This is a genomic window from Bartonella sp. W8167 (assembly GCF_016100335.1).
GTDB classification, from domain to species: Bacteria; Pseudomonadota; Alphaproteobacteria; order Rhizobiales; family Rhizobiaceae; genus Bartonella; species Bartonella apis.
Window position 1 is genome coordinate 296,020 of record NZ_JACFSQ010000001.1, and the last position, 20,649, is coordinate 316,668.

General features: G+C 46.2%; 16 protein-coding genes and 1 riboswitch. Of the genes, 5 read left to right on the plus strand and 11 right to left on the minus strand.

Annotated features, from left to right (window positions below; all coding sequences use genetic code 11):
• Window positions 1-188: 188 nt before the first annotated feature.
• Window positions 189-1,187, plus strand: coding sequence for a thioredoxin-disulfide reductase (trxB, locus tag H3V12_RS01095; protein ID WP_198212185.1), 999 nt, complete (start codon window positions 189-191; stop codon window positions 1,185-1,187).
• 101 nt (window positions 1,188-1,288) lie between these two features.
• Complete coding sequence (locus H3V12_RS01100; protein ID WP_198212187.1) at window positions 1,289-2,194, plus strand: LysR family transcriptional regulator; 906 nt, start codon at window positions 1,289-1,291, stop codon at window positions 2,192-2,194.
• Between the two features lie 1,291 nt (window positions 2,195-3,485).
• Here the strand turns inward: H3V12_RS01100 and H3V12_RS01105 are convergent.
• The 6 genes from H3V12_RS01105 to H3V12_RS01130 form a co-directional block, all read right to left on the minus strand.
• Window positions 3,486-4,688, minus strand: coding sequence for a pyridoxal phosphate-dependent aminotransferase (locus tag H3V12_RS01105; RefSeq protein WP_198212189.1), 1,203 nt, complete (start codon window positions 4,686-4,688; stop codon window positions 3,486-3,488).
• Window positions 4,689-4,995: 307 nt separating this feature from the next.
• Entirely contained in the window at window positions 4,996-5,433 is a 438-nt protein-coding gene (locus H3V12_RS01110; RefSeq protein ID WP_246787459.1) for a pseudoazurin, read from the minus strand.
• Window positions 5,434-5,454: 21 nt separating this feature from the next.
• On the minus strand, window positions 5,455-6,210 hold the full coding sequence (locus tag H3V12_RS01115; RefSeq protein ID WP_198212191.1) for an ABC transporter ATP-binding protein: 756 nt from the start codon (window positions 6,208-6,210) through the stop codon (window positions 5,455-5,457).
• Between the two features lies 1 nt (window position 6,211).
• Window positions 6,212-7,228: an iron chelate uptake ABC transporter family permease subunit gene (locus H3V12_RS01120; RefSeq protein ID WP_343211698.1), complete on the minus strand. Its 1,017-nt coding sequence runs from the start codon at window positions 7,226-7,228 to the stop codon at window positions 6,212-6,214.
• A gap of 9 nt (window positions 7,229-7,237) precedes the next feature.
• Window positions 7,238-8,275 carry an ABC transporter substrate-binding protein gene (locus H3V12_RS01125; protein WP_198212193.1) on the minus strand — a complete coding sequence of 346 codons (1,038 nt, stop codon included), beginning with the start codon at window positions 8,273-8,275 and terminating at the stop codon, window positions 7,238-7,240.
• Between the two features lie 562 nt (window positions 8,276-8,837).
• A riboswitch (cobalamin riboswitch) is annotated at window positions 8,838-9,064 on the minus strand.
• A gap of 495 nt (window positions 9,065-9,559) precedes the next feature.
• Window positions 9,560-9,769 carry a cold-shock protein gene (locus H3V12_RS01130; RefSeq protein ID WP_075868855.1) on the minus strand — a complete coding sequence of 70 codons (210 nt, stop codon included), beginning with the start codon at window positions 9,767-9,769 and terminating at the stop codon, window positions 9,560-9,562.
• 311 nt (window positions 9,770-10,080) lie between these two features.
• Between H3V12_RS01130 and H3V12_RS01135 the strand changes: the two genes are divergently transcribed.
• The 3 genes from H3V12_RS01135 (at window position 10,081) to H3V12_RS01145 (ending at window position 12,649) form a co-directional block, all read left to right on the plus strand.
• Window positions 10,081-12,030 (plus strand): ABC transporter ATP-binding protein/permease, encoded by a 1,950-nt coding sequence (locus tag H3V12_RS01135; protein ID WP_075868853.1) that lies wholly within the window; start codon window positions 10,081-10,083, stop codon window positions 12,028-12,030.
• Complete coding sequence (locus H3V12_RS01140) at window positions 12,011-12,295, plus strand: hypothetical protein (RefSeq protein WP_198212195.1); 285 nt, start codon at window positions 12,011-12,013, stop codon at window positions 12,293-12,295. Before H3V12_RS01135 ends, H3V12_RS01140 begins: the two co-directional genes overlap by 20 nt.
• A 192-nt stretch (window positions 12,296-12,487) precedes the next feature.
• Complete coding sequence (locus H3V12_RS01145; protein WP_198212197.1) at window positions 12,488-12,649, plus strand: hypothetical protein; 162 nt, start codon at window positions 12,488-12,490, stop codon at window positions 12,647-12,649.
• Window positions 12,650-12,863: 214 nt separating this feature from the next.
• Here the strand turns inward: H3V12_RS01145 and H3V12_RS01150 are convergent, their stop codons facing one another.
• The 5 genes from H3V12_RS01150 to carB all read right to left on the minus strand — a co-directional run bounded on the left by H3V12_RS01150 (window position 12,864) and on the right by carB (window position 20,500).
• Entirely contained in the window at window positions 12,864-14,195 is a 1,332-nt protein-coding gene (locus H3V12_RS01150) for a 4Fe-4S binding protein (protein WP_246787460.1), read from the minus strand.
• 64 nt (window positions 14,196-14,259) lie between these two features.
• Window positions 14,260-15,111 carry an FTR1 family protein gene (locus tag H3V12_RS01155; protein WP_198212201.1) on the minus strand — a complete coding sequence of 284 codons (852 nt, stop codon included), beginning with the start codon at window positions 15,109-15,111 and terminating at the stop codon, window positions 14,260-14,262.
• 11 nt (window positions 15,112-15,122) lie between these two features.
• Complete coding sequence (locus H3V12_RS01160) at window positions 15,123-15,446, minus strand: cupredoxin domain-containing protein (RefSeq protein WP_198212203.1); 324 nt, start codon at window positions 15,444-15,446, stop codon at window positions 15,123-15,125.
• A 273-nt stretch (window positions 15,447-15,719) separates the two neighbouring features.
• Window positions 15,720-16,253: an iron transporter gene (locus H3V12_RS01165; protein ID WP_075869835.1), complete on the minus strand. Its 534-nt coding sequence runs from the start codon at window positions 16,251-16,253 to the stop codon at window positions 15,720-15,722.
• Window positions 16,254-17,014: 761 nt separating this feature from the next.
• Complete coding sequence (carB, locus tag H3V12_RS01170) at window positions 17,015-20,500, minus strand: carbamoyl-phosphate synthase large subunit (protein ID WP_075868841.1); 3,486 nt, start codon at window positions 20,498-20,500, stop codon at window positions 17,015-17,017.
• Window positions 20,501-20,649: the final 149 nt, after the last annotated feature.

Sequence of the window (20,649 nt, forward strand, 5' to 3'; positions counted from 1 at the left end):
ATATAAACTTTACCCCGACTGACAATCGCTAAGTTTCACAAAATGTCATGCGTTGTGATTTAATTCGTCAATCTTCTCGACCGCCTTGCAAAAGTCGATTTTAAACCATAAATCAATTGGCAGAAACAACTTCGGAGAAACGCTAGTTCCCGGCTTTTTCCTAAATCGATTTATGAAAGTGGAGTTTCATGTCAGCGCGCCATATTCCTGTTTTGATCGTCGGTTCAGGCCCTGCCGGTTATACGGCTGCAATTTATGCGGCACGTGCCATGCTTAAACCTGTCATTGTCACCGGTCTGCAACAGGGTGGCCAATTGACCATTACCGACGAGGTCGAAAACTACCCCGGTTTTGTAGATCCGATTGGCGGGCCCGACCTTGTCGAGAAAATGGCCAAACAGGCGGTAAAAATGGGAACCGAGCTTGTTTATGACATTATCACCAAGGCCGATCTTTCAAGGCGTCCTTTCACGCTTCACGGTGATTCAGGCACTGTCTACACTTGTGATGCGCTCATCATTGCAACCGGTGCACAAGCCCGTTGGCTGGGATTGGAAAGCGAAAAAACTTTTATGGGCGGTGGTGTTTCAGCCTGTGCAACATGTGACGGTTTTTTTTATCGCGGTAAAGATGTAGTTGTCGTCGGTGGGGGCAACACAGCCGTTGAAGAAGCGCTTTATCTTGCAAACCTTGCAAAAACCGTAACTGTAGTGCATCGGCGGGATTTTTTCCGTGCCGAAAAAATTATGCAGGAGCGTTTGTTAAAACGTGATAATGTACGGGTGATCTGGAATCATGTGGTCGACGAAATCGTCGGTAATCCGCCAAAACCACCTATGGGGGCAACAGTTACCGGTGTGCGTCTTAAAGACACTTTGACCGGAAAATTCAGCGAAATTGAAGCGCAAGGCGTCTTTATTGCTATCGGTCACGCGCCGGCGGTCGAGCTTTTCGAAGGACAATTGCGCCAGAAACCCGGTGGTTATTTATGGACAGCACCGGATTCAACGGCAACCAGTGTCGAAGGCATTTTTGCCGCCGGCGATGTTGCCGATGATACATTCCGTCAGGCGGTGACAGCTGCCGGCCGCGGGGCAATGGCTGCCATTGAAGCGGAACGTTTTCTGGATGAACAGGCCGATTTGAAGGCGGTCGGGAAAGCCGATTTGAAAGTGGCCGGAAAATAGGTCTGGTCGGGTGGGTGGTAGTCACGCTCACGCCGTTAAGATTAGCAGATGTAACCGTTAAAACATTGAGAAGCGGTTTTAACAATTGAGGAGATATGTCGGTGGCTGCGCCGTTGGATTGGGACAAGTTAAGAATTTTCCACGCCGCCGCCGAAGCGGGTTCGTTTACACATGCTGCGCAAACGCTGCATATGTCTCAATCGGCGATCTCGCGGCAAGTTTCGGCGCTTGAACAGGATGTTGGCGTGCCGCTTTTCCAGCGCCACGCACGCGGACTTATCATGACAGAGCAGGGCGAAATTCTTTATCGCACCGCCCATGATGTGTTGATGAAACTTGAAAATGTCCGCTCCAAGTTGAGTGAAAGTCGCGAAAAGCCGACTGGCCATTTATGTGTGACAACGACATTCGGCTTGGGCTCCGGATGGCTTGTCCAGCGTATACCGGAATTTGTCAATCTTTATCCCGATATCCAGATTCAGCTTTTGCTCGATGACGAGGAACTCGATTTAACAATGCGCCACGCCGATTGCGCTTTGCGCTTGCGTCAGCCTCAACAGCCGGACCTCATCCAACGGCGGCTCTTTACCGTGCATATGCATGTTTATGCTTCGGCCGATTACCTCGCCAATCACGGCAAACCGACACAGTTGGAAGAACTTGATAATCATCGCATTCTGTCGTTTGGTGAATCGGCGCCGAGTTATCTTGCCGGTTTGAACTGGTTGGAAAGTGCCGGCCGTAACGACGGGTCGCAGCGCATTCCCTCTTTACAAATCAACAATGTGATTTCCATCAAAAAGGCGACTATGAAAAGTCTTGGCATCGCGGTTTTGCCCGATTACATCATTGCGCCTGATGACGGGCTGATAAGGCTTTTCCCCGATCTAACAGAAATACCTTCCTTTGACACGTTTTTCTGCTATCCGGAAGCACTCAAAAACTCGGCCAAGCTTAACGCATTTCGCGATTACATCTTTGCAAAATCGCGTAACTGGTCATTTTAACCGGGCAGTCCGAATTCCATTATAAGACATGTGTTCCAAGAAAAATCTCCGCAATTTTCTTGAAAATCCTTCATCCACATAAGAGCGAAATAATTTCGCGCTCCGTGACTATTTTTGATTTGGTAATGTTTTAATTTTGGAAGGGAGTGGGCTTGTTATTTGTGAAGTGTATATTCTTAAAAATCGCTGTCGGTAAAAAGAAATAGCAATGAACCCATTCTGATACGTGCTGCTTCTTTAAGCTTGAATTGATTGTTTTCTATGCAATATTCTGAATATTTTTGTGTCGGACGTCTAGCCGCACTATTTATGCCATTTGTGATCACATCGATGAACGTGAGTTAATAAGCTGTTGTTTTTCAATCATAAAAAATAGAGGTTTGCTTTTTTGTGGCATTTTCAAGGCTGAGCTATGCACTCAGCGCATAGCTGTTGTGCTTAAAATTTGGTTGTTGAATGCCTAAAAAAAGTGCATATTACAAGCATCTCAAGAAGACGTCTCCTCCCATTGCGTTTCTTGAGTGTTCCCCTCTGGAGGTTTTGTCAGATCGACTTTAGTCTCTGAAACCTTCAAACTTCAGCCGGACATTTGTCCGGCTTTTTTTTGCTTTTTTTGTTTTATTCTTTCGGCTGGTCTGCATCGGCGTTTCTTTTTGTCAGTGAGAGACAGTGAACGCGACTATTTCCAGTTAAACTTCCAAAGAAAATAACGCTACGCAGGTGCTTTTAACTGCTAGACTTTAAAACGCGGATAGACTGGCAGTTTCGGCTTATTTCCCGATAGGTGTTGTTTCAACTTGGACAAGCGGCAATAGTCCGTTTTCCACGGGACAACAATGTTAAAGTGGTAATGGTATTTTCCGGTAAAGAAATATCAAGAGGTGACTGTTTCGCGTACTACAATATTACCATTCGCGAATGGCGCTGATTATCAATCACACTTAAAGCAAGGGGGGGAAAAATATTGGCTTTTTCATCCAACGCTGCATTTTAAAGGAAACTGTTCAACGAAAACATAACCCCCTGCATTCGTTATAGCAGGTTGTTTTTGAGGCTTTACCGACGATCAAAGCACCGTTCCATACGATTGCTTCATTGCTTCGGGACAATGCGATAACGTATTTTATCATGATAGTATCTTCACGCCTTCGGCGTTTACTTTGACAGGTCTTCAACCTTCCATGCTTGAACCGGTAAATAGTTTTTTTTCGGGGAGAAGCTTGGCATTACATTCAAAAAAAACCGCCTTCGGAAAAGGCGGTTTTTGAGCGTTTTATGTCGGTGGAAACCTCTAGCGCAAGCTTGCGCAGAAGCGTTGAATGCGCCGGCAAGCTTCTTCCAGAAGTTTTTCAGAAGTTGCATAGGAAATACGGAAAGCCGGTCCAAGACCGAAAGCAGCACCGTGAACAACCGCAACGGCTTCTGTTTCAAGAAGAGCCGTGACAAAATCTTCATCAGTCTTGATGACTTTGCCTTCCGGTGTTTTTTTACCAATCAGTTTTGCACAGGAAGGATAGACATAGAAAGCGCCTTCCGGTGTGGGGCATTCAAGGCCGTTTGCCTGATTGAGCATGGAAACCACGAGATCGCGTCTTGCCTGAAAGATCGCTTTGTTTTTTGCAATGAAATCTTGCGGTCCGTTCAAGGCTTCAACAGCAGCCCATTGCGAAATCGAACTTGTGCCGGATGTCTGCTGGCTCTGGATGGTTTCCATAGCCTTGATAAGCTCGACCTGACCTGCGGCATAGCCAATACGCCAACCGGTCATTGCATAGGCTTTCGAAACGCCGTTTACCGTCAATGTGCGCTCGTAAAGCTTGGGCTCTACCGCTGCAGGCGTAGCAAATTTGAAATTGTTGTAAGTGAGATGCTCATACATGTCATCGCTCATGACATGGACATGCGGATATTTCAAAAGAACATCGGTCAGTTTTTTCAATTCATCATGGGTGTAGGCAGCACCAGAGGGGTTGCAAGGAGAATTGAAAACGAACCATTTTGTTTTATCGGTAATGGCAGCTTCAAGATCTTCCGGCTGGAGTTTATAGTTGAACTCTTTTTTTGCATCGACAAAAACCGGCGTGCCATTATTGACAGCAACCATTTCCGGATAGCTTACCCAATATGGGGCAGGGATAATAACTTCATCGCCCTTGTTCAGTGTTGCCATGAAAGCGTTGAAAAGAACCTGCTTGCCGCCAGTACCAACGATGATCTGCTGCGGCTTGTAATCAAGATTGTTTTCACGTTTCAGTTTTTGAGCAATGGCTTGGCGAAGCTCCGGTATACCTGCAACAGGAGTATATTTTGTTTTGCCCTGATGGATTGCCTCGATAGCAGCATCTTTAATGTTATCAGGTGTGTCGAAATCAGGCTCTCCGGCACCGAGTGAAATCACATCACGACCAGTGGCCTTGAGGTCACGGGCTTTTTGAGCAACAGCAATAGTTGCAGAGGGCTTGATACGGGATAGCGTATCGCCAATGAATGCCATTCTATTATCTCCTCAGATTGAATAAGCAATGCACTGATTCTTGCATTTGAAGAACATTATACCAGCAATGGTAAATCTATGTCTCATGCGCCTTGAAAGTGCAAGAATTCTCTTCATCAATTTATTGTAGAGAGCACAGAACTATTATCGAAACCGGTGTATTTTTTGCAAGTTTCGCTAAAAGTCCGGATAATTTCCTGCACCTTTATTTTTTTAAAATTGTTCATCCTTGCCGCATAATCGTTGCTGCAACTGAACGACGCGTTCCCCTTTGTGCGGAACAAGCGTTTGCAAATAAATTCCCGCTTTATTCCCCTTTATCGACGCGGGAAAAAATATCATCAAAGCGCTTTTTTGCAATGCCCGGCTGCTTATGGTCGCGATAGGATTGCGGCAAAGCCTGATCGTCACCCACTTTAATCAGCATAATCATACCCATGGCATAATGGGGAATACATTTGATGCCATAAAAACCGGGTTTATCCAAAGTCACTTGCAACTCTTCATCAATCTTGCCTTTGAAGGGTGTTGCCCCGTCCGGTATCATATCATCAATCGTTGCAGCGTTATGACTTTTTTGGGTGGCAATAAATTTTACGGAATCACCCGGTTTGATTTTTAGATAATCCGGCTCGAAAACCATGGCGCCACTTGCTCCCCGATTGAGCATTTTCACCTCATAGGTTTCGGCATTTGCAGTCGAGATGAAGGCGAGTAGAGCAACAAAGGCAAACAGTTTTTTCATTTTTTATCCTTTCAAGGAAAATTAAAGCAGGTAGCGTATATGGGGCCTACCGTTTTCAAGCATCTCTATTTCAGCATTGGCATGGAAATTGGTCAATATTGTTTCCTTTGTCAAAACCTCTTCCGGCTTTCCCGAGTTTATCAATCGTCCGTGTTGAAGCAAAGCAATGCGATCGCAAAACATGGCGGCATGATTGAGGTCGTGAAGGGCAATCAGCACAGAAAGTCCGAGTTTTCGAATGAGGGACAGAATTTCCAGTTGGCAACCGATATCAAGATGATTTGTCGGCTCGTCCAGAATGAGGATGCGTGGTTTTTGTGCCAATGCACGCGCAATATGGATGCGCTGTTTTTCGCCGCCCGAAAGGCTGTTCAGGAAACGCTTTTCAAAGCCTTTCATATTGACTTTCAAAAGTGCATCCTGCAACGCTTCCTCATCTTCCGGAAGCCATGGTGAAAATAGGCGTTTGTGTGGTGTGCGGCCGATTTCTAAAGCATGGCGTACGTCGATGCGTTCATGCGGTTCGGCCTGCTGTTCGACAAAGGCAATTGTTTTGGCAAGTTTGCGCCTTGACCAGTTGGAAAAGGCAATATTGTCAAGGCTTAGACTCCCCTTTGTCGGTGTGATGAGGCCTGCAAAAACGGATAGAAGCGAACTTTTTCCCGCGCCATTCGGGCCGATAACGCCTAAAATTTCCTGGTCTTTCAATGTGAGCGTTACATTATCAAGAATAGTGTGACGGTCGATTTCAAGTGATATGTGTTCTCCGACAAGCATATCAATTTCCTTTCTGCCGCAAAAGCAACAGGGCAAAAAGTGGTGCTCCGATCAATGCGGTGACGATACCGACCGGAAAAGCAAGACCGGGCACGATAATGCGCGAAATAACATCGGCCGCAATCATGAAAAGCGCACCGATAAAAGCGGAAGCCGGTATCAGCAGCCGATGGCGCACACCGACAATAAGACGGGCAGCGTGCGGCACCACCAGTCCCACAAAGCTGATTGTACCCATAATCGAAACCATGACGGCCGTAACCAGTGCCACGACAGTAATAAGTAACATGCTTACATAATGGACAGAAATGCCGAGCGATTTTGCAGCACGCGAGCCGAAAACAAAGGCATCCAAAACACGGCAAAAAGCAAAGAAGATTAAAAATGCGACCAATGTCAAAGGAAAAGCAAGCGCCGCATCGCTCCACCTTGCGCCGGAAAGATTACCGATCATCCAGGCAAAAATATTCGAGCGTCCTTCAAGCGGTGTAAAAATCATCAATATGAGTGCCGTCAAAGCATTGAACAACATAGCGCTCGCAATACCCGCCAGAATAATGGCGGTTGCATTGCGGCCGGAATGATAGGCGAGGAACACAACAAAGAAAAACGATAACAGACCACCGATCAATGCACCCGTTGAAAGTGACAGAATACTCAAATTCATGCCGAAAGCGGTAACCAGTGCCGCACCTGTTCCCGCACCCGACGAAATGCCGAGAAGATAAGGTTCGGCAAGGGGATTTCGCAACAAGGCCTGTAAAATAACCCCGCACATGGCAAGACCGGCACCACAACAGGCGCCCACGACTGCACGCGGCAGGCGCCACAGCCAGATAACCCGACTGTGGAATATATCCACTTCATAACCGCTATTGAACAAATGATTGGCAATGGTTTTCAAAAAAGACGAAAACGGAATCGCAATCTCGCCAATTGCTGCACCTGCAACAATTGCGCATAGCAAAAGCCATATGCAGAAAAGCCAGATGATAATGGTGCGGGGCAAATGTGTCACTCTTTTGTGTCACTCTTTTAGAAGACCAAGTTCGACAATGGCATTTGCCAGTTTTTCAATACCGTCAATCGTGCGCATGGTTGTGTTCATGGATTGCACGTCGATGCTGACAAGGCGATCATTTTCGACAGCCGGCAGAAGTTTTGTAACGGGGTCTTTTTTTAAAAAATCACGTTTCACAACGACATCATCCGCAGGAAAACGACGGCGATCCATTTCGGCAAGAACAATAATGGTAGGATTTGCTTTCACAATGGTTTCCCACCCAACAGTCGGCCATTCATAGTTGGATTTTATAACATTTTTAATGCCAAGAATTTTCATAATATAACCGGGTGCACCAAGGTCTCCGGCAACATAGGGGTCAATATCAAGATCGGCACTGGAATACCAGAAAACTGCGCTGATTTTGCCCTTGGGCAAGTTTTTTACTTTTTCGATTGCAGCTTGTTCGCGCCCCTTCAAGTCATGAACAAGTTTTTCTCCTTTATCCTGAACATTGAAAATCAATGCCAGTTCAGAAATTTCCTGATAGATCAGATCCATTGTGAAGGGGGCTGTGCGCAAACCGTCGCTACCGGCAAGATTGTCTTTTCCTACGCAATCGGCCGGCGCTGTATAAACCGGAATTTCAAAATCTTTAAATTGGTCATAGGTTGCCGCACTTCCCGCAGGCCCTATAACCCATTCCTGATGACTTGCGACAAGATCGGGTTTTTCGGCAATGATGCTCTCGAAACTTGGAACATCATGGGAAAGCATTTTGACGTTTTTGTTGACTTCGGTAAATTGTGGCAAAACCGGCGAATACCAGAGCGCTGTACCTTTGACCTTGTCGGAAAGACCCAAAGCATAAAGTATTTCCGTCGTATTTTGACCGACCGAAACAACGCGTTCCGGTGCTTTGTTAAAAACAAGTGTGCGGCCGCAATTTTTTACCGTTAACGGATAATGCGTTTCGTCAGCAAAAGCATTGCTATGGACAGCAATGGAAAAACAGCTTATTGCCGCAGCCAGAATGATCGTCTTCAAATGGATGGTTTTCATGAGTTTACTCTTCTCGTTTAAAGCCGGTGCAAAGCTATGAGGGCTCTGCCATGTCACGGAGTTAAAGTAATTAACGGCGGGGATTGGGAAAATTTTCACGTCTGAAAAAGCGCAACTGCAAAACGAAAAAAGCACTCTTTGGCGGAAAAGACTTGAAGAAAATGCCTTGGAAAAAGTCCGTCTAAAAAACGCATTTGTAACCACTTTTCTAAAGTTACAAATGTTTTCGGTTCCGGCCTTTTCTGTTTTTGACTTTTTACTTCGGGTCTTTTCACAATCAGAATATTTTTGTTTCAATAGGTCATTTTTATCTTCTCTCCGCTTTAGCAAATGCGAGCAAAACACTTCCAAACTTTTTTGTTTTGAAAAAAGCCGCAAGAGATAAAACAAGAGATAAAAGAAAAAACTCTGTCGGAACAATTGTTTTGCTCGAGCAATCAAACCGGACAAGATTATCCGGATGAGCGTGCGAGAGGCGACAAAAATGGCGCCTGATTGGATTGCCATGATGACCTTTCCTTTGCACCCACCGTGCGTTAGGGCATTTTATTAACGGGCTTTTAAAAAGCCCATGATTGACGGCAGGTCTCCTGGCTCGCGGCATTTTTATGCACCTTTCACCTTCCCGCTTTCGCAGTGGCCGGGTAAAACCCTGAAAAAAGTGCTGCCGTTTACAGTTGCGGGGGCAGCCACGGCTGAAATCCCTTGAGTGAGGTCAATTTTTCCGTGTTCCCTATTATTCCCCTTTTGAAGACATCGTGAAGGGGAACCGTCAATAAAATTTATAACTTATCTAAATATAAGTGCAAGCGTGTTGTTGAATTTCCTCGGTTGAACGGGAAATAGTTTAAATGTGCCATTCGGGTCATCTTTGAATGATTGAATGAGTGTCTGAATTCCGGATTAAAAAAAAGAATAAATTCGGAACGAAGCGGCATCAGAAAAAGGTAAAAAGTGTGGCAAAGGGGGAAAAAGAGCCATGGGCATAAACGCCGGAAAAGATAAAACCCGAAACGATAATGCCTATTTTTTTCGGGTTTTGAACTTATTCTTTGAATAATCGGCAAGGGAGTTAGACGTTTTGAATAGGGGCAAAATCATGCCCACCGGAAATTGTAATAGGTGTGTGGCGAATGCATCAGGCTTACGATAAAAATAAAGCTAAAATGGAAAAAGCTCCACCTCGAAAAAGTGGAGCTTTTAAAAACCTGTTTCTTTTATATCCGGTTATGAAATGCCGATAAAACGTTCTGCCGTTTTAGACAAGCATTTCAATTACAGATATTAAAGAGCTGAAAGATTACCTGCAGCAGATTTGCCGGAACGGCGATCCTGTACAACTTCATAAGAGACCTTCTGGCCTTCATTCAGACCGCTCATGCCTGAGCGTTCAACGGCTGAAATGTGGACAAAAACATCTGCACCACCATCATCAGGTTGAATGAAGCCGAAGCCTTTTGTTGTATTGAACCACTTAACTGTTCCTGTAGCCATAGGAAACTCCTGTAATAAGAAATGATTGCATCAACACGTCTTATGTTGATACTTTGGATAGATCGAAATTTAGAAAGGGGAGTTTCGTTAAATAGTGCTTGCTGCACGGTTAAGAAAGTCGCACAACCGAAAATTCGATTGGCGCTTCATTAGACCCTCTCGAAAAAGAAAGCAAGTTGAATTAATATTAAATTTGAAAGCGTTGTCGCTTTTGCTATTTTGATTGCCGACACTATCTGGTGTATAAAGGGCGGTCATTTTTTTAATTGTCGTCAGAATGTCGCGATTGTCGTAAAAGGGGATTTGAGTGAATGGCCAAAAAAGGCAGCGATATAGACGACAACATGCCTGATAATCCGGTTGATGCAGCTCCCGGTTCACTGCGTGAAGGCATTGTCAAAAATACCCGTTTTTCCCATCAGGCGAAGATCCTTTATATTGCTTTCTGGCATTCGCATACACGCAATACGTTGATTGCTACATTTCTGGGTATACTCGTGCTGATTATTTTAATCGGCCGCGGGCAATTGCAAATCAATGAATGGACAAAGGATTTCTGGAATGCGATCAGCCGCAAAGATTTGCACGAATTCGTTTTCCAGCTCGGTGTGTTCTTTGTCATTGCCTCGGTTCTGTTGATTTTCAACATTATCCAGACTTTTTTAAACCAATATCTCAAAATGAAATTGCGTGAAGGTTTGACCGACGATCTTATCAGTCAATGGATGCAACCAAAACGCGCATTTCGTCTGACAATGGCTGGCGAGGTTGGTGTCAATCCCGACCAGAAACTCCATGAAGATGCCCGTCATCTTGCTGAATCAACCGCTGATCTTGGCATCAACCTGTTGCAAGCGAGTGTCACATTGATCATCTTCATTCCGACATTATGGGCAACAACGGCGGGTTTTGTTTTCAGTTTTTCAGGCTATAGTTTTCCGCTTCCCGGTTACATGATCTGGGCAGTGCTCCTCTATGTCGGTGCGGCATCTTTCCTTACATGGTTTGTTGCGCGTAATCTGGTGACGATCAACGCCAACCGTTATGCGCGCGAGGCAGATTTGCGTGCCGCTTTGATGCACACCAACCGCTCGATTGATTCGATAACTCTGATGGGGGCGGAAAAGGACGAGAAACGCTATCTTGATGGCCGTGTGCAAAATGTTTTGAACGCTATTTGGCATATCGTTGTCGCAACGACAAAACTGACAGGCATTACCGCCGGTTATGGCTGGGTATCGAATGTTGCTCCCTATATAATTGCTTCGCCGATCTATTTTGGTGGAGGCATTGATCTTGGAGGTCTTCAGGCTGCTGTTCAGGCCTTCAATCAGGCGCACCAATCATTGCGCTGGTTTGTCGACAATTATGGTGCTCTGGCCGATTGGCGCGCAACAATGCTGCGTGTTGCAACATTCAGGCAGGCTGTTGTGCAAATGGATGGTGTCGACCGCCTGAAGGGCGAGCATATCACGGTCAAAACCAATGATTCCGATATTATGACCTTCGACAATCTGTTGATCCGCACAGCCAATGGCAAATTGACTTTGACACCGGAAAATCTGGCAATCAAGCGCGGGCAAAACACGCTGATCTATGCGCCGCAAGATGTTGATAAAACTATTCTATACCATGCGCTTGCAGGGCTCTGGCCGTGGGGGCAGGGCACTGTAGGGCTTCCCAATTCAGGTTTACCCAATTACATTCCCGACGCACCTTATATTCCGCCGGGCACATTGCGCACGGTTCTTCTCTATCCGGCAACAAATAAAAATCCGACAGATGAAGAAATTGAACGCGCTCTCGAAATCACCGGTTTGAGTGATTATTTTTCCGCGCTTGATGAGGAAAATGTGGATTGGGAGAGACGTCTTAATGATGTTGAACGCCGTTCGATTGCTTTTGCACGCGTGCTTCTGACAGATCCCGAGTGGATTGTTGCCAATCAGGTGATGGACGGTATTGATGAAACTGTGCGCAAACGTATTGCCTCGGTTGTCTTCCAGCATTTGAAAAATACAACTTTTGTCTATATCAGCCGTCGCAATGACGAAAGTTATCTGTTCGACGTGATTGTGGAAGTAAAATTCGAACCTTCCGAACAGGCTTTGTCAAAGAGTGAAAAAGAAATGCCAAAAAGTGAGCCGACGGATGGCACTTCGGAAGCTCAAACAATAGACACTGAAACAACGGGCATTAAGACCACAAAGGCTTCAGAAATTTCGCCTGCAAAAGAAACAGATGAAGAGCCAAAAAAATAAGTTTGGAGATTTGACTGCTGCTAAACAAAACGGAAAGCCGCTGTGGGGGGGTAAGAACGCAAAAACCATTTCTTTTTTAGTCGTTGTTTTTATGTGCGGTGGTTTTGTAGAAGTGTCCGTTGCGGATAGCAGTGTTTTAACCAATGGGAAGCCTTTTACTCATTCAAGAGCAGCCTCAACATCACGCAAAAATAACTTAGCGGCAAGATTGCGGCAACTCAACGATCAGTATTCAAAAACGCTTTTTTTAAAAAATGCTTTTTAGTGAAATTTTGTCCAAGTAAAGTTCTTTCCCGATAGCTATTTTGAAAGAGAAATGCTTTTAGCGTTTCAAGCGGGCCCCGTGTAATAGGGCCGCGCCCGTATATTTTCATGAACTTCGAATCAAACTTGAAAAGGAGGGAGACGCAAAAGTCCGCTCGGGCAAGTTGTGTTTTGGCCGCTTATCAAGAATGCAATGAAGACCGGCGACATCAAGCGCTATGCGGTTTTAAAAATGCGCCAACAGGCTTTTAGACCGGAGCTGCCGGAAGCAGCCTCGGCTATTTTGGGGGGGGCAAAAGAGCACCAAAGCCCAAGTTATCCCGAGAAAGGTGTTGGAAACATAATTGAGGCCTGAGGCAGAAATCAAACAAGTCTCGAAGTAAAGCGGGGGATATCGAACGGGAAACTTTTGGATAAGCAGGCTATTCCTTGAATAACATTATAAACCATGGAGAGTGCTGTAAATCATGCACAGAATTATGGATGCTGGCTCGCGGGGAGAAGACGAGGTGGCGGGTGAGGGAGTTTTTCATAGTGCCGGATAATATCTTCATTTCCGTTTTTAAAACTTACCAGCCCCAGAACATCAGCCACCATGCATAGACAATGGGGACACAAGAAAGAGCAAAGAGAGCAAAGCTTGAATATTTGCGCAACAGATTCGCCGGTGTTCTTTGTAAAATTCGTGCCGCTAGGTAAAGGCTCCAAAGTGATGTCAAAGCGAGAATGAAAGCACGTGCATCGGAAAGCCACCAAAAGGTCACACCGTCATACATCAAAAGCTTGATTGTTGTTGCTGAAAGCCCCAAAAATATGCCAGCTGCTGCCAGTGGCAAAAACGCTTGTGCCAAATGGTGAAAGAGTGTTGGCGAACGCATAAGCGAGGCAACAGCCCACAGAATGAGCGTTAAAAATGTGCCAAAAAGCACGCCGCTTCCCAGAATGTAACTTGCAACACAAAAACCGTCCACCCAGTTGAAGCTGTCATTATTGGCAGGGTGGTTTGTCAAAATCCACCACGGAGCTGTCGGGTCAAGTGGCCAGTAAATATCATGGTTGACGAGCCATTCGGCTATCGCCTGTTTGAAGGTTACAAACCACGGGCTTACGGTCCACGTAAACGCACCGATCGCAACGCCGATCATGCCGAAAAGCAGTAGCCTTGCTTCCCATGGATTGACGTGTTTATCGCCACCATAGACGACGACTTCTTCCATGACCGAGCGCGGTTTTAGAGCTACAGCATCACGAAAACCGGCACAACGCGCACACATATGACAGGCGTTGACGCCATGAAGCTGATGAATATTGATCATTGGCGGGCAATTCGGGTTTTCCTGACGGGCTCCACAATAATGCGCCCATCTTTCCTGATCGGTTTTGAAAGAAATAGGAGCAAGGCGGGAAAGCAAGTTGAAAACGCCATTAACGGGGCAAAGATACCGGCACCAGACACGCGTACCCTTACCGAAAAAGAAGCCGATGACCATCGCTGCCAGTGTCGAGCCGCCCAGAATGAGAAGCGCTGCTTCGGCATAATCGTAAACGCTTATCAATTGCCCATAAAGTGTCGTGAGAATAAAGGCGACAGTCGGCCAACCACGCCATTTAAGCCAGCGCGGAATGTTGTAATTACGCCCGACCTTGCGGCTGGTATATTCGGCCAAAGCACCTTCCGGGCAAAAAACTCCGCACCACAAACGTCCGATGAACAGCATGGAAAGAATAACGAATGGCCACCAGATTCCCCAAAATACGAATTGGGCAAAAAGAACAAGATTGCAAATGATATGTTCCTGACGTGGTGGCAGCGGCAGGAATGGCGGGATGACAAGCAAAAAAAGATAAATGGCAACAACACACCACTGGATAGACTGGATCACTGTTCTATGACGTTGCATAGAAGTGCCCAGTTTATAAATGGCAGTGGAAAGAATGCGTGACATTTGTTTTAAAAATTTGGTTTCAGGAAGTTTTCAACGTTGGACGGGCGACAGTTTTCCCCGGTTTCCTGTTGCAAAGAACAATGGCTGCAACCCAGTAGATCGCCAATACAACGACTTGCATCAAAGACGGTTCCGCATGGTAACCTGTAAGGCCTGTCAATGTGCTGTTATCGGGAATGAGCCAGCTTGTGCTCCATAGCGGATCATCCATAAAGCTGTATAGCCATTCGGGTAAATCATAAGCCGAAATCTGGGCTGCCGCTTTGTCAAAGGCAGTAATCAACAAACCGCCACCGATGAGGAGAAGAACAAATTCACTTCCCAGAAAGAACCATCTCCACGGAATGATTTTGGAAAATTTTTGCAACAGCCAGAAAGTGAATAGTGCCAGAATAAAGCCGAGCACACCACCCAGAATGAACATACCGAGCGACGCACCATTTTGTTGCGCACCGACACCGGCAAGGAACACCACCGTTTCCGATCCTTCACGGGCAACGGCAATCATGGCAAGAAGCATAATGCCGAAACCACCGGAAGTTTGCAGGCTTTCGGCTGCTTCACGTTCCAAAGTATGTTTCATCGAAGCACCGTGGTGATGCATCCAGACAATCATTTGCATAATGAGAAGGGCGGCAACCGCCATCATGGCGGTGAAGAACCATTCCCCGCCGGGGCCTGCAAACCATGTGCCTGCAACGTAGAAGAGAACGGCAAGAAGACCGGCAAGAACCAGCCCCAAAGCTGTTCCCGTCCACAACCGGTTTTTAAGGGTTAAAAGATTTTCGCGCCGCAACCACGTATAAAGGATGCCGATAACGAGTAGCGCTTCAATGCTTTCACGCCAGACGATGAAAAGAGGTGCACCCATTTTCTGCTCTCCTATTTTACGTTAATGTCGAAACCGGCCATATCCATGTGAAATTCGTCAATAAAATGGTAGCTGCCGGGTTTGAGCGGATGAATGACGACAAATGATTCCACCCCTGCACCTAAAACTTTTTCGACCCGCATGGACAGGTTTTCAAATTCCGCGGGGCCGGAGCCGACATTTTTGACTGAAATCTTGAAACGTTGCCCTGCCGGAACCTCGATTGATTGTGGTTCGAAAACGCCATCCTTGATGGTGACATTATAGACCGACATTTCATCCGCTCCGGCAAAGAGGGGAAAAAGACAGAACAACAGAACCAATATTGCACGCATAATAAAACCCTTTTTAACCGAAACAGGCTTGTCGATCTAACGCTTGCCTTTCAAGAACAAGACTATTGCCTGCTAAAACGACCCCGTTAAAAAGCAAGACCGGCTGTGGAGGTCACAACGGCCGGTCTGCTCGGAGGGTTACTTGTAATTGTGGACGATCGAAAGTAAACCCCGACTTGACAAACAGGTCCCGATCTTTGGGGATAAGGTCAAGAAAAAAGACCTTATCCGCTGTTAGTTTCAGGCAAACGTTTTTGCCTGTTTCAAAATTAATCAATAACCGCCTTTTTTGCCGGTTCCTGCATAAGTGAAGTCATATTCAACCACACATTTGTCGAACCATGGGCCAACGCCGGTTTCCTTGTCGACATGGCGGCCGAACATTGATTCTTTTGATGGCGGCAAAATCGTGTATTTCAAATGATATTTGCCTGCGCCATCAAGCTTGATGTTTTCTCCATAGTGCGGGCCATCATTGGCAACCATCGGGTGAAAATGGCCGCTCAAAGGCTCTTTTGCACCTTCCTTGGTCAATTCATAGGAAACCTGAAGATAAGGTGCCCATGCACCTTCCGGAAGGCCGTTCTTGTTGTCTTCTGTTGCATGAATATCGGCCTCGAGGTGGATATCCGACTTGGCCGCCGCGAGCATAATGCCTTCCGGTTCCATTTCGATCGGTTGCAGATAGACAGCTGCAATTTCCAAACCTCCGCAATGCTGTGGCTCGCCAATCGGGTATTCCACAGCCAGAGCCGGTGTTGCAAATAGAGTGCAGGAAGTAGCTAAAATAAGTTTGTTTAAACGCATGATATATCCCTCAGAATAAAACATGACTATATATATCATCTTTTATTGAAAGCGCAAATTCAAAATTTACCAAAATTATCAAGTTCATTGATAAAACTTATAAATAAGGCAAAAATTTTCTGGTGAATTTTAATTTATTAATTTAAATTTTTGCGAAAATTGAATGATTAGCCGACATAGTTAGGTCATGAAAAACGTATATCATAATATAAAAATTTATAGAAAATATTGATAATAAAATTATGAAATAATTATCATTGATAAAATAAAAACATGAATTGATAAATTCGGAAAATATCATTTCTATATTTTTTAATAAACCAAGTTTACTGATTATTCCACTTTTGTTTGAGAATAGGGATATGGATGACGTAAGTACGAGAAAACCTGAAACATGTTTCGTGCGCGATAAAGGAGCCGACGGGGTAAATGCACTTACGTTACGGAAATAAAAGTCGCAAAAAATAGAAAAGCGTCACGGATATCGGAATGTAAAAGGGCAAAAGTTAAAAAAAATGAACAAGAATTTTCGGACTATCCGATCCTGTTTTCAAAAAACGGGAAATATGAATTTTTTTAACCCGTAGAAACACGACTGAGACATCAAACAATGGTGTTTTGGAATGATTGACTGGTAATCAAGAAACAGCTGGAAAACAGAGCGGAATTCAAAAACAGAGCGGAATAGCGAAAACAAAAAAGATAATGCCGTTAAAAAATGCCGCGGCAAAAGCGTTTCTCACTTTTGCCGCGGAAAAAAATTATTCGGTATATTCTTGCAGAGAACGCACCTCGATCGTGCCATTCTGCAAAGCCTCAATTGCATCGACAACGGATACAGCACCCGACATGGTGGTGTAATAAGGCACTTTTTGCATCAATGCTGCCCGACGCAGCGACTTTGAATCGGAAATTGCACTGGCTGTGTCGGTCGTATTGAAGACGATCTGAACCTGACGGTTGCGGATGGCATCCTCAATATGCGGACGCCCTTCAAGAACCTTGTTGATCTTTTTGGCTTTCACACCATGTTCCTCAAGGAATTTTTGTGTTCCGGTTGTTGCAAGGATTGAAAAACCGAGTTTCGCCATGCGCTTGACGGCGCCAAGCACGCGGATCTTGTCATCATCCTTGACTGACACAAACAATGTGCCTTCACGCGGAAGATCGTTACCTGCGCCAAGTTGTGCCTTGGCATAGGCAAGGGCAAAGCTGTAATCAAGCCCCATCACTTCGCCAGTCGAGCGCATTTCCGGCCCTAGTAAAGTATCGACACCCTGGAAGCGGGCAAACGGGAAGACAGCTTCTTTCACAGCAATATGCGGTTTTTTCTGAACTTTGGGGTAACCGCCATAACGATTGACAGCGTTTTCAAGTTTATCACCCGTCATAATGCGAGCGGCAATCTTGGCAATCGGCCGTCCGATTGTTTTGGCAACAAATGGAACTGTGCGGGAAGCGCGCGGGTTTACCTCGAGAATATAGATAACGCCTTCCTTCACGGCATATTGCACATTCATCAAACCGCCAACATGAAGCGCTTTGGCGAGCTCAATCGTCTGGCGTTTCAACTCTTCAACGATTTCAGGTGATAATGTGTGAACCGGAAGCGAACAGGCCGAGTCGCCCGAGTGGATGCCTGCTTCCTCGATATGTTCCATAATACCGGCTACGAAAGTATCTTCCCCATCGCACAGGCAGTCGACATCAACCTCGATTGCATTGGTGAGGTAGGTATCGAAAAGAAGAGGATTCTTGCCGAGAAGTGTATTGATCTGTCCGGTTTTGTCATTCGGGTAATGAGCTTTGATTTCTTCCGGTACCAGTTCGGGAACAGTGTCCAGAAGATAGGATTGCAAGTTGCGCTCGTCATGAATGATCTGCATAGCCCGCCCGCCAAGCACATAAGAGGGGCGCACAACCAGCGGGAAGCCCAGATCATTGGCAACAAGGCGTGCCTGTTCAACCGAATAGGCAATGCCGTTTTTGGGCTGCGTCAGATCAAGCTTGATGAGCAATTTCTGGAAGCGGTCGCGGTCTTCGGCAAGATCAATTGCATCCGGCGAGGTACCGAGAATCGGAATGCCGTATTTTTCAAGCGAGGCGGCAAGTTTTAGCGGCGTCTGGCCACCGAACTGGACAATAACACCAACAAGCTCGCCTTTTTCTTTTTCCGCTTCGAGAATTGATAGCACATCTTCGGCAGTCAACGGTTCGAAATAAAGTCGGTCGGACGTATCATAATCTGTCGAGACAGTTTCCGGATTGCAATTGACCATAATGGCTTCATAGCCGGCATCATGGAGTGCAAAAGCTGCGTGACAACAGCAATAATCGAATTCGATACCTTGTCCGATACGATTTGGTCCGCCACCAAGGATAACCACTTTTTTACGGTCGGATACATTGGCTTCCGAACGCATCTTGCCGGCGAAAGGAACTTCGTAAGTCGAATACATATAAGCAGTCGGTGAAGCAAATTCGGCAGCACAAGTATCAACGCGCTTATAAACCGGCTTTACATTGAGTTCATGGCGCGCTTTTGTGACTTCTTCTGTCTCCAAGCCGGTGAGGCTGCCAAGCCGCGCGTCGGAAAAGCCCATGGATTTGAGCATGCGGAAATTTTCTGCATCCTTCGGCAGGCCTTGTTCGCGCACGCGTTGTTCCATATCGACAATAGATGCGATCTGTTCAAGGAACCAGGGGTCAATTTTGCTGATCTGGTGGATTTCGTTTAACGACATCCCCATGCGCATAGCCTGCGCAACATAACGCAAACGATCAGGTGTCGGTGTACCGATCGCCGCACGGATGGCATTTTTCTCGTCGCCTTCTGCGTGTTCGGGAATGGCAATGTCATCAAGGCCGGTCAAGCCGGTTTCAAGACCGCGCAAGGCTTTTTGTAAAGATTCCTGAAAAGTACGGCCGATTGCCATAACTTCGCCGACCGATTTCATGGCGGTGGTCAAAGTATGCGAGGCACCGGGGAATTTTTCAAAGGCAAAACGCGGGATTTTCGTAACAATATAGTCGATTGATGGCTCGAACGAAGCCGGTGTGGCTCCGCCGGTAATGTCGTTTTCCAATTCGTCCAATGTGTAGCCGACTGCAAGTTTTGCCGCGACCTTGGCAATCGGAAAACCGGTGGCTTTCGAGGCGAGAGCGGAAGAACGCGAAACACGCGGATTCATCTCGATCACAATCAGCCGGCCGTTTTCCGGATTGACCGCAAATTGCACATTGGAACCGCCGGTTTCGACGCCGATTTCACGTAAAACCGCAATCGATGCATTGCGCATCATCTGATATTCTTTGTCGGTCAAAGTCAGAGCCGGTGCGATGGTAATTGAATCACCGGTGTGAACGCCCATCGGATCAAGATTTTCAATCGAGCAGACAATGATGCAGTTGTCTTTCTTATCGCGGACAACTTCCATCTCGAATTCTTTCCAGCCCAGAACACTTTCTTCAACAAGCACTTCTGTGGTTGGTGAGGCTTCAAGTCCGCGTTCGATAATTTCGTAAAATTCCGAACGGTTATAGGCAATGCCGCCGCCTGTTCCGCCAAGTGTGAAAGACGGACGGATAATTGCCGGAAGCCCGACTACGTCAAGAGCTTGTCCGGCTTTTCCTGTGGCATGGGCAATGTAACGCTGCTTGCGGTCGCTTTCACCCAGATGCCAATCATGTTCAAGCTTTTCAAGCGCTTTATCAAGCGCATCGCCTTCAAGTTCGGCAATAAGCTTGTCGCGCATTGCGTCGTGGCGCTTACGGTCCTCTTCCTTGATTTCGGTTGCGTTGGCAAGCATGGATTTCGGTGTTTCAAGCCCTATTTTTGCCATAGCTTCACGGAACAATGCACGGTCTTCGGCTTTGTCGATTGCCTTGGCATCAGCACCGATCATCTCGACATGATAGCGTTCGAGAACACCCATGCGTTTTAACGACAAAGCCGTGTTCAACGCGGTTTGGCCACCCATGGTGGGAAGCAGTGCATCCGGCTTTTCCCGGGCAATAATCTTGGCAACAACTTCCGGTGTTATCGGCTCGATATAGGTTGCATCGGCGAGATCAGGGTCTGTCATGATTGTCGCGGGATTGGAGTTGACCAGAATGATCCGGTAGCCTTCTTCCTTCAAGGCTTTACAGGCTTGCGTTCCCGAATAGTCGAATTCGCAGGCTTGACCGATGACAATAGGTCCCGCACCGATGATGAGAATGGATTTTATATCTGTGCGTTTTGGCATGGCAGCATCCTATCGCAAACACCCGCGCAGAAAAAAACTGGCAGGTTCAACATTTCTTTTTTTAAGGCTAAGCCTGCCTTATAGGTAAAGTCAGCGTGAAAGTAACCCCCTAAATTTTGCTTTTCCTAATTTTTTTTGCTTTACTGTCG